Genomic DNA, 7,835 nt, shown 5'->3' with positions numbered 1-7,835 from the left:
TTTTTTGCCCTCATAAAGGCCTTTCATAGCTTCCTCTTTGAAGCTTTCGAAGTCAAAATTGTCTTTACTCATGTTCTGTGTCTAAATATAGAAATTCTTTATTTGACACAGTTTACTTTACACCCTCAGAGAAAATACCAAATGACATATGATGTGTTAGTTCAATCTTTCAGCGGATTGGGCTTTTTGTGCTACAGGTTAATCCAAACATCAAAATAAATATTCGATGAGATTCTTATTGTCAATCTGTCGTTTTTGTTTTTTCGTAATGGCATTATGGGCAGTGGTATTTGAGGGTTACGAATGAATATACCGGTTTTACTGCAATTATGGTTGCTACTAGAGGAGCTGCTTTGCCTTCGCTTATGCCATTCATTCCGCAACTTTCAAGATAAATATTTAGTTTTATACTAAGATGAGAAAATTGATATTTCCTATTGTAATAGCTGTGTTGTCCGGTTGCGATCAAGGGGCTATACTACATGGCGCAGACGATATCCCAATAGACTATATAGAGGGGATGTCTCTGGATCCGTCGAAAATAAAGTATGTTGACGTTTTTGTAAATAAGCTAGGTAAACCTGTGGTCGAGTTGCTTTACGAAAACAAATACAATTTGATTTTTTTCTCATGCGAAGCCTCTGAGCAGACGCAGTTGCTAGATTTGTTAACTTTTGAAAACAGCCCCCATATAGGTATATCGCCCAATATAACCTATAGAGGTAATGGAGGAGGTTATGTAGAGGTAAGATTTCCAATAGATTACAGCAATTTATTACACGAACCATTTAATTTAATTACAGAGGTCAACAGTCAACGGACTGTCACGACACTCAATGACTCGACGAAGTTTGTATTGTTAGAAAATTCTAAAGGGTTTAAATTGAGACACCATAGTAAGAGTTATGATGGGATTGTAATAAATGTATTGAAAAATCAAATAACTGACTTTGATGGGCACACTGACTTAGGAATATTTATTTATCGTAGAAAAAATAAAGACTATTTTCTTGTTACATTTGCAAACAATCCAAACCGGGGGTTGTCACCCATAAAGGAATTATTTTCGACTCTAAGTATTCAGTATTAGGGTATTATATTTTGTTATATGACCCCCGTTAAGTTTTCAGAAACTATTGAGAAGAATGTTAAGGAAATTGTGCGGAGCTAAATAACGGGTTATATAATTTCAAATTATTACTAGATAGTCCAATGGAAAGCAAAATTGAAACTATTTATTTTTCAAAAAAGGCAAAGCGATCTTTGGTCATAAAAATTCTTGTCATTTGGTTTTTTATATATTTTCCATTTATAAACTTTATCCGAGATTATTTTATGTTTTCAAGGCCGATAGAATCGACTTTTTTTGTTAAATTATTGATTTTTATTTATGCACTGATGCTACTCGTTCTATTTATTTTCCGATTTTTTTCGAATTGGGCAATCAGAATTTTACCGGAGGGTTTGATAATAAGGTCTTTTTACGGGGAGCATTTCTTTCATTATCGTGATGTTAAAGATGTAGAGGTAATTTCATCTAGACGCGGTCGTCCGATATTGCGACTTACTTTATCGAGAAGTTGGGGTTCGCCTAAGCTCATAAAACCATTAAAAAGATTGTTCGTTAAAACTGACAAAGATGGAAATCCATGTCTTTTATTGAATTTGGCCGATCTCGACGTAGATATAGAATATTTATTGAGATTGATAGCTGCACATATACGCAACAGTGAAAATCCCGCCGGGGAATAGGTACGGAAATTCTTGTGCAAAGACAGGAATATTCTTTTTAAGGGAAGACTGGGATTATCATGCTAGCAAACCAAACAAACTGCTATCTTTGGATCAGGAATATTCTTTGAGGCAACCGCTTTGGGAGTGTCAACGAGTTCGGGAAACAGCGGAAGGCAGTATGATTACGGAGCAAGGTTCTGCGATGCGGAGATAGGCCGTTTCAACGTCATACACATAACCGCCCATTCGCCTGTCATAATTTAAACTTCAATGAAAATAACCTTCCCTTTTTTTCTAAAATTGTGTATTTTTATTCACGAATGATGCCAGGTATTAATTTTGTGCCGACCAGCTTATAGTACGCCGAGCTGTATCAGAGGCAGGATTGAGACAGGTTGAAACAATTGTTAACGATACGCGAAATTATAGATTTTAGAAGATAACGAGTGGCTCATAGTGGAGCCCCAGCAGCATATGAATCGGCGAACGACGGAGATAGAGCAGGAGCTGTCGGATCTGAAGAAACAGAAAATCAAAGATTAACTTATATGAAAGCGAACTATTTTGTTTTGTTGCTACTCCTTTGTTGGACCACGGGAGTATGGTCGCAAACGCGGACGACGGCTTCGGTCAACGGAGCGGGCTGGAAGCGGGTGGCATATTGCAATTCCCCAGCGGGTAGAGGTTTTGGCCGTGTAACGTTGTATACGACTGGTGGAGCTGCAACTCCGTATCATTTGGATATTGAGTGGTTTAAGGACTGGACCGTCGCGGGCGGTATCACCGTAAAATCTAACAGCAAAACTGCTTATTGGACACAAGCTCGTTTAACCTTCGACCAGGATACAACATTTATCGAGGTAAACTTCGCACGTGCGGTTTCTGCTGTCACCATTATGTCGGATGCCTACGGATGGAACGTAGCCCGGGGCTTCTCCGGCGTGCTGCCCGATGGAGGCGGGACCGTACGGGCAGAAGCCAGGGTGGGTAAAATGGCGATAGATGATTATCTGACAGTAGCTTATAACGGTAACGTCGGGATCGGGACAACTACCCCCGATACAAAGCTGGCTGTCAACGGCAACATCCGCGCCAGAGAAATCAAGGTAGAAACAGCCAACTGGCCAGACTATGTTTTTCGGGAGGATTATGAACTGCCTTCTCTTGATTTTATACGAGCCTATATTGCCGAACACGGCCATCTTCCGGAAATACCCTCTGCAGCGGAAGTAGGGAGAGAAGGGATAGCCCTCGGCGAAATAAATGCTTTACTATTAAAAAAGATAGAGGAACTCACGCTCCTGCTGATGGAAAAGGATGAACAGCTCAAAAAGCAAGGAGAAGCCATAGACAAACTTTCTTCCGAGATGGAGATCGTAAGACGGATATTAAATAATGATAATACGGACAACAAACCTCAATGACTTATCTTATGAAGCAAAAACACTTCCTCCAGATCTTCCTTATGTGGGTATATCTGTGTATAGGCGTCACGGCCAATGGTCAGACCGCTACTTTTAACAAACAAGTTGTGGCGAGTGCAACCAATAAGCCTGAACTTACGGACGGCAGCAACCAATCGCTGATAAGAGGCGGGCTGTACCGCGTGAAGCTTTCTGTCGCACCTACGGGTACAATGACAGGTGCTGAGTTTTTAGCCTGGTATGATGGTTCCAAAGCCTTATGGCAGCTCAGAATGGTTACGGCAGGAGGGACGACCTCCAACCATCCTATGTTGGAGGTGGAAAACAATGTGGTGAAGGTCAGTACCAAACATGCGAATAACTATACTGTATTGGTTTTTGCGGAATACTTTGCTACAGGTAATACAGCGGCCAGACCGACCGCACTTGGCGCTTCGTACCACTGGCAGCGCCTCGCGAACCGTCTCTACTATATGGACGGAAATGTCGGAATCGGTACGGTAGATCCGAAGGCGAAGCTGTCTGTGGAGGGAAATATTCTAGCCAAAGAAATCAAAGTGACCAACAACATCGCGGTTCCGGACTATGTGTTTGAACCGGAATATGAACTTCCCAGTCTCTCGGCTATCGAAGCTTACGTCAAAGAACACAAGCACCTACCAGACATTCCATCGGCCCGTGAGATTGCAGAACAGGGGCTTGACGTAGGAGAGATGAACCTCTTATTGCTCAAGAAGGTAGAAGAGCTAACGCTACACCTGATTGAGAAAGAGAAAAAGATGAAGAAAATGGAGACAGTGGCTGACCGAGTGACCGAACTGGAAGAGAAACTGCGAAAAATGGAAGAGCTTTTGCTGGATTCCGGAGAACACACTGACTGATGAAGATGCGTTATTTATGCGCAGAAATTGATTGCTATTAAACCGGATCATAACATGCGGGAGCTTAGAGTTCGGGATACACGTGCGAGTCAATACTAATTTGTTTTTAACAAATTAGTATTGAAAACTTAACTCTTAAATGGAAGAAATTTGGAGGGAATAGTTATTTTTGTTCCAATTACAAACTGAAAAGATATTACCCATAGATTACAGCGGTGTTAATCATATAAATGTAACCGTCGTCCGTTTGCTTCTCTTTAGAAGATTATCTGCAAGCGGCCAACGCTTCGGAAATTGACGACGTGTCCTTGGGCGAGAATGAATATGCTTTTGCTGAAAATAGTATCGGAATTGACGTTGCGTTTGGTTGAAAAGGAGAGAGAGAAGAAAATTTCAACCTATAACGAGCGGACGAATTGAAACAGAAATTTGAAAAAAAACTAACCTATGAAATTTAGAATATTTAACCTTTTAGTCATATCCATTTGTTGGAATAGTCTGTTCTCTCAGCAAATGAATAACGAAAATGATCTGGTTATCCCCCCTTCTCCGAATGCAAGTTCTATCACTGCGTATGGTAATCTGATCGTGGGTGAATCAACAGGTATTCCTGAGGTTTCCGTTCCGATTTATTCCTGGTCCAATGGCTACTTTCCCCAAGGGTTGGATGTCAGTTTAGCCTATTTTGCAGGCGGAATACAGGTCGACCAGATATCATCGAACATCGGAATGGGTTGGTCTCTTAATGCCGGCGGTGTAATCTCAAGAGTCGTCCGCGGTACATATGATGAGAGTGAGGGAAACGGCTCATTATATAACAGTGGTAATAATGTCATGCCTGCGTCACAGGAAGAAGGGAACGGTCCATTGGATTATTCACTTAATAACCGCTATTTTCAACGTATTGACGCAAACATGGTAGATGGCCAACATGATATATTTACGTACAATTTTATGGGGTTTTCGGGGCAATTTGTACTGGGGAAAAATAATGATGTGCTCATCATGGACAAATCGCACCTGAAGATTGATAAAACAATAACGAGGATAGATGGGGACCTTAAGATTGTTGGATTCCGTGTCGTGGACGAAAAGGGGTATACTTACCAATTTAATGATTTTGAGCTTACCAGGGTAAGTTTAACAGGAGTGCCGTTGCCCCATACGTCTGCCTGGTACCTATCTAGTGTGACGGATCCTACGGGAAACTGCACAATAACATTTGAATACGAAAATACGTATGACTATGAATACAATGCATCATCATACAGTTATGAGGCATACCCTGTGAAAATTCAGGCGGTGGGCGTCGTCGACAATACGGTAGTGTCTAACGGTACCATAGAAAGAAGAAACGGAGTTCATGCTTACCAGGTTAACGGGAAGCGTCTAAAAAAAATTGTATTGCCCAATACAGTGACGATAGATTTTCAGTACAGCACGTCGGTAAGAGGGGATTTACATGCGTCCTCCACAAATGGTCTGCTTCAGCACATCTTTATAAAAACCAACGATGACACTGTAAGCTACCATTTAGGCCACGAATATTTGATCGGTACAGGTAAAGCCCGGCCTGCACTAGTATCTGTTCAGAAATATAATGCCGCGGGGGAGGCTGAATCCAGACCCTATACATTTCAATATTATAAGCCATCTTTATTTCCTGCACCTTTAAGTAGGCAAAAAGATCATTGGGGTTATGCGAATGCGAATACAGGTGTGCTTATACCGGAGGAATATATCATGGCTGAAGGCGGGGGCAACTACGCTCCCTACCGTAAACTGACGGGCGGTAACCGAAGGACAGACCCCGAATGGGTAAAATATGGTTCTTTGCTTCAAATGTCCTATCCCACGGGAGGTTATACGATCTTTGATTTCGAACCGAACACTGCAGTAGATGAGTGGCTAAACAAAGTCGTCGTAGATGCTGTTACGGATCCCTATGTAAATTACTCGAATAATATTTCCATCAACTCAAACGCTAATCCGTCTGCTAAATATTCCTTTGTATACAACGGTAGTAGTGATGGAAATTTGACACTGGAATTCCATATCAACCCATGGCTCTCTGGGTGTAGCAATTGTGGGATAAGATTTGAACTTGTAGGGTCTAATGGTAGTTTAGTGCGGTCATATATGCATTCTTTTCCTTCGCCGAATGCGAATGTTCAGGTTGCAACTATGAATATAGGGGCTGTCAACAAAGGCACGTATTTCGATCTGAATATATACGTGGTTGGTATACAGAACTACCATGACTATATGGTCATCAATAGAAGAGAGCTAGATCGGTCTATACCAATTGAGCCTGTGGTCCGTCCTGATCGGGAATTGTATGTGGGGGGACTGCGCCTACGTGAGATTCAGGATTATAGCTCTTCGGGAGAACTGGTTTCGACCCGCGAATACGAGTATTTGTTGGAAGACGGTGAAACTTCTTCCGGAACGCTCGGTTTCCGTCCTACGTATTCCTATTTAGTGGATTATGGGGCGGAATATTTTACGAGTGGAGGTTCGGGCTATATGGAGGGGTTGGAGACAGATAAATTTATCGTGCGGAACACCTCTTCCTTTCAGGAGATGCCTTTAGTCAATGGTATGCCGGTAACGTACAGCCGTGTTACTGAAAAACATGTTGACGCGCACCATAGTACAGGTACGATCGTGAAATATTTTTCTTCCTTTAAAAACAAACCAATCCTTTTTTCTGAGGAGCCGCCATTTTTGCCCTTGGATTATAGTAAAGGATACTATGGTAACTTGCTGAAAAGGCAAGTTTACGACGCCAATGAAAACCTGATTGAAGAAACTGTGAACGAATATGAAACGTTTCTGGATTTTTATTTGGACGATACTGGAAGAAAGGAGAACTTTCGATCCATTGTTATCTCCCCGGCTATCTTTATCCGTCCTCCATTACAGAGTGGTAGCTCTCTGGAAGATAGAAGATTTAAGATTTTAACGTCCCGACCTGTATTATACTACAGGATGAGAAATTACTATCCTAGTTATCCATTTCGGAGGGGTTTGAAAAAAAGTATCAAGAGGTCTATTGTCAATGGGGGGCAGTCCGTGGTGGAGACGACGGAGTATAATTATGATCGTATTTTTAACAAGGTAAAGGAGATTAACTACGTTATAAGCGACGGAGCTGTAAGAAAGACGAAGTATTCATACCCGTTTGACAACAGCACCGGCACCACCCAGTCAGGGATGTTAATGCGAAATATGCTGGATTTCGTAACGGAAGAGCAGGAATCTGTTAACGAAATGAACGTTTATCAAAAAAGAACGACCTATGATTATTGGCAGAATTCATATTATGCCCCGATCGATATTGAGGAAAAATATCATGGTGGTCCGGCGAAAAAAATATCAGAATTCGTAAGTTATTCTGCCGGTATGCCTAGAGAGATAAAGACAAGTGGAGGATTGATGATTACCTATCTCTGGGGATATAAACATCAGTACCCGGTAGCAAAGATAGAGAACGCGACGTATGCGGAGGTGTTTGCTGTTCTCGGGCAGGCTACAATCAACAGCCTTAACGCTGCAAACGTATCCGATGCGACGATTACGAATGCAATGGTCAAGCTTCGTAATGACCCGAAAATGACCGGAGCCCAGGTTACCAGCTATACCTACAAACCATTGGTTGGCATGACGAGCATGACTGACCCTCGCGGCATCACGGAATACTACCAGTATGACGGCTTCCAGCGCCTGAAGGACGTGCTGGACTTCGATAAAAACGTACTTCGGAACTACCAATACCATTATAGACCCTAGACCC

Annotated in this window: 4 protein-coding genes; all 4 read left to right on the top strand. The window is 42.0% G+C overall.

Features of this window, described 5'->3' with window-relative positions:
* Positions 1–415: 415 nt before the first annotated feature.
* Positions 416–1,090 (top strand): hypothetical protein, encoded by a 675-nt coding sequence (locus C5745_RS19390; protein WP_105718673.1) that lies wholly within the window; start codon positions 416–418, stop codon positions 1,088–1,090.
* A gap of 1,090 nt (positions 1,091–2,180) precedes the next feature.
* Positions 2,181–3,158 (top strand): hypothetical protein, encoded by a 978-nt coding sequence (locus C5745_RS19380; protein ID WP_105718671.1) that lies wholly within the window; start codon positions 2,181–2,183, stop codon positions 3,156–3,158.
* An 8-nt stretch (positions 3,159–3,166) separates the two neighbouring features.
* The gene (locus C5745_RS19375) at positions 3,167–4,039 is read left to right on the top strand and encodes a hypothetical protein (protein WP_133166407.1); all 873 of its coding nucleotides are present in this window, start codon (positions 3,167–3,169) and stop codon (positions 4,037–4,039) included.
* A gap of 447 nt (positions 4,040–4,486) precedes the next feature.
* Positions 4,487–7,831: a hypothetical protein gene (locus C5745_RS19370; RefSeq protein WP_133166406.1), complete on the top strand. Its 3,345-nt coding sequence runs from the start codon at positions 4,487–4,489 to the stop codon at positions 7,829–7,831.
* Positions 7,832–7,835 lie beyond the last annotated feature (4 nt).

This window comes from Sphingobacterium haloxyli (assembly GCF_002980525.1).
Taxonomy (GTDB): domain Bacteria; phylum Bacteroidota; class Bacteroidia; order Sphingobacteriales; family Sphingobacteriaceae; genus Sphingobacterium; species Sphingobacterium haloxyli.
This window is presented reverse-complemented; position numbering and strand designations above follow the sequence as displayed.

Coding starts and splice junctions, on each gene's coding strand:
- C5745_RS19390 (WP_105718673.1), top strand. CDS start 416: ATGAGAAAATTGATATTTCCTATTGTAATAGCTGTGTTGTCCGGTTGC.
- C5745_RS19375 (WP_133166407.1), top strand. CDS start 3,167: ATGAAGCAAAAACACTTCCTCCAGATCTTCCTTATGTGGGTATATCTG.
- C5745_RS19370 (WP_133166406.1), top strand. CDS start 4,487: ATGAAATTTAGAATATTTAACCTTTTAGTCATATCCATTTGTTGGAAT.